The organism is Protofrankia symbiont of Coriaria ruscifolia, from assembly GCF_900634745.1.
GTDB lineage: Bacteria > Actinomycetota > Actinomycetes > Frankiales > Frankiaceae > Protofrankia > Protofrankia californiensis.
Genome location: NZ_CAAAFR010000008.1, coordinates 1 through 2,850, shown reverse-complemented (window position 1 = coordinate 2,850; position 2,850 = coordinate 1). Strand labels below are relative to the sequence as shown.

3 protein-coding genes and 1 pseudogene are annotated in these 2,850 nt (G+C 66.5%); 1 reads left to right on the top strand and 3 read right to left on the bottom strand.

Features of this window, described 5'->3' with window-relative positions:
- Positions 1-10 precede the first annotated feature (10 nt).
- On the top strand, positions 11-124 hold the full coding sequence (locus CV1CTNOD_RS28040; RefSeq protein WP_431607050.1) for a type II toxin-antitoxin system HicA family toxin: 114 nt from the start codon (positions 11-13) through the stop codon (positions 122-124).
- A 396-nt stretch (positions 125-520) separates the two neighbouring features.
- Here the strand turns inward: CV1CTNOD_RS28040 and CV1CTNOD_RS00940 are convergent, their stop codons facing one another.
- The 3 genes and pseudogenes from CV1CTNOD_RS00940 to CV1CTNOD_RS25195 form a co-directional block, all read right to left on the bottom strand.
- A complete protein-coding gene (locus tag CV1CTNOD_RS00940) occupies positions 521-1,252 on the bottom strand; it encodes a hypothetical protein (protein ID WP_131784325.1) in 732 nt (243 codons plus the stop codon).
- Between the two features lie 115 nt (positions 1,253-1,367).
- Complete coding sequence (locus tag CV1CTNOD_RS00935; RefSeq protein WP_131784324.1) at positions 1,368-2,255, bottom strand: class I SAM-dependent methyltransferase; 888 nt, start codon at positions 2,253-2,255, stop codon at positions 1,368-1,370.
- Positions 2,256-2,566: 311 nt separating this feature from the next.
- Positions 2,567-2,850, bottom strand: a pseudogene (locus CV1CTNOD_RS25195) (hypothetical protein); the annotation flags it as partial.

Sequence of the window (2,850 nt, the reverse complement as noted above, 5' to 3'; positions counted from 1 at the left end):
CCGCCATGTCCTGCTTTCCCATAACGCAACAGACCCAGTCAAAGTCCTCGAGAAGCTCGGCTTCGAGGTGGTCCGTGTCAAGGGAAGTCATCAGTCGATCACAGAGTTTGCCGCCGCTCTCTGATCCTCCGGCTCGACCGTGTCGTGGCGTCAGTTGCTGTAGATCCGGGATGGTTCGATGAAGACGGCCGTGCGTCGTTGCTCCGCGGCTGGCTGCATGAAGGTCGCTTCACCGTCGTTCCCGTCCATCCGGGCGGAGATATTCCGCCGGAGATATTCCGCCGGGGACACTTCGTCGGGTCATCCGCGATGTAGGGCTGTGAGTCGCCGACTTCATCACCCTCCGGCGACCGCGGGCATCGGCTCGGCAGGGGGTTGACGGCGACACCGCATTCCCGATCGGCATTATTCCCGACCGGAATTCGAGGCCGGGACGACGCCGGTAACGGGGCGGGTGGTGCTGGAGTCGTGGATCGCGATCGGTTGGACGATCGGGATCCGATCAGCCGAGCGACCGGGATCACAGCAATGCCGCCCCGCAGTCCGCCGGCGTTCCAGGACTGCCGGCGGCAACGGCTCGGCCAACGAGGTGTTCGGGGAGTCCGGCCTGTTCGCCGTACCAACGTACCCAGTCGGGCAGCAGCGTCTTCGCCGCCGCCGTGACCGGATCGTCGATCCAGTCGCTCATCAGGGCCCGGTGGAACCGGACGCGGGGCGGGGACACCGTATGCCGGGTTTCCGGCAGGATGCCCTCGATCCACTCGTACGCCAGCGCGGCAACTGCCTCGGAATCCGGCTGTACGCCGTGGCGTGTGACATACCAGGTGGTGAACGCCTGCGCCGTCGGCGTCTCGTCGATGTCGCGGTACAGCGACCGTGTATCGGGCAGCGGCATCCCACGCCTGCCCAACGCGTCCGCAAGATCATGGATACGGCGCCGAGCGCGGAACCAGTTGTCCAGTGCGGCATCGGACTCGGTTCCGTGTAGCGCCTCTTCCCCGATGTCGCAGTAGAGGAGGCGCTGTAGGGCTTCCGCGGTCTCGGCCGGTACCGGCTGGGCGTCGTCAGCCGTCTCACCGACCATGCTGTGCCACTCTGCGGCCGCCTGCGGCACGTCGCCGAAGACGCCTGCGTTGACCAGCTCCACGAACCCGCAGGCGTCGATGTCGAACAGGAAGACCGACGGGTCCGCACCACCCGGATACTCACAGCCGGCGATCACCGCCAGCCGGGTGCCGTAGGCGTCGCGCATCTGCCATACCTCGCCAGTGGCGACATACCGTCGATCGTAGGTGGACCTTCCGACAGCCGTAACACGGGCTGCTGACGAGACCCACCTTGATCCGCAGTGTGGTTCGCGGTGGCATTCACGCAGCGTCAATGCGGGCGGTCGGCGACCGTGACTCGCCCGATTGCAGCGATCGGCGCTGCTTCACCGGGATGGACAGTCGGGCAGCGACGGTGAGCAGGTCGCTGTCGTCGGCGACCGGGAAACAGTGGTTGGTGAGCAGTGTGCGCATGGCTGCGGCTGTCCAGGATGAGCGGCGTGGCTCGGCCGCCCACACGTTCGGCTGGCGCACGAACGTGGTCATGGCGCGGGCGGCCATACGGCCGACGGCCGCTGGCAGGGAGGGTGACTGGTAGTTGATGATCAGGCGACTGCCGGGAGCGGAGCAGCGGTCGACGGCCGCCACCGTGGCGGCGACCTGGGCCCGTGTCAGGTACGGCACGACGCCCTCCCAGACCCATGTCGTCGGTACGGCACGGTGATGACCGGCCGGAACGAGCGCGTCCTCGAGTCGGTCGCCGGAGAAGTCGACGGGCACGAACCGCAACGACCGCGCACACGGCGAAAGATCGCCAACCCGGTCGTGCTTGTCCTGCTGGGAGGCGGGGTGGTCGATTTCGAAGACGTCGACCTCGGCCAACTCGGACATGCGCCAGGCACGGTCGTCCAGACCGGCGCCCAGGATCACCAGTTGTGGGGACAGCCGGGAACGCACGGCCGCGTCGATCACGATGGTGCGCGCCACCATCACCTCGGCGGTTGCCCGTAGCATCTCGAACTCCGCCCGCTGGGCCCAGCCCTGGGGCGGCCCGCCCCCGCGCACCCGGTCGACCGGGACCCGCTCGTCGTCATGCAGCAACGCGATCGCCATCGCATCATGGAACCTGCCTGGCGCGACCAGCCCGTCCGCGGCGGCGCGACCCTGGCAGACCAGCACCGCGGTACGGCTCGCGGGGCGTGTTTTCACGTGCGGTACGAGATGATGGTCGAGGACCAACAGGTCACGGCACTCCCCTTCTGCGCATTCCGTGCATTCCGCGTGCCGACCTGGGGATGCTACCGCGACATAAGCGCGCCGCGGAATGGGCTGATAGCAGACCGTACGGTCGACTGTCGTGACAACGACCCGCCGTTCGAGCCGGGTGGCATTGCCACTCCCAGACGATTAATCATTACCGCCTGCGACGTAGTCAAGCCCATAGCGACGGAGGTAGCGGCACAAGGAAGCGATGAGTCAAAGGCGCAAGCGCGCTGCGACCGTGAAGGGCGCTGTGATCCCTATGACGAGCCGACCGGAGTGATAACGACAACAACATCACCGTATGGGGACTTCCTCTTGCCGAGATGGCCGAGCGTATTGAACAGTCTCGACACCAGAACCATTACTCCGTATTTCGCGCGAACTTTGCGCTGGACCGCGTCGAAGTCGTTACCGGAGGTTGCCAACTCGGCGCTTCCCTCAACAGGCGACGAACCATCCCGGACGCGCCCGCGCACGTCCGACGGCTGTATCACAACCCAGGGCTGCGCGAAGGTCGCCCGGCGTGGCGATCGGCTACTCT

Coding starts and splice junctions, on each gene's coding strand:
- CV1CTNOD_RS00940 (WP_131784325.1), bottom strand. CDS start 1,252: ATGCGCGACGCCTACGGCACCCGGCTGGCGGTGATCGCCGGCTGTGAG.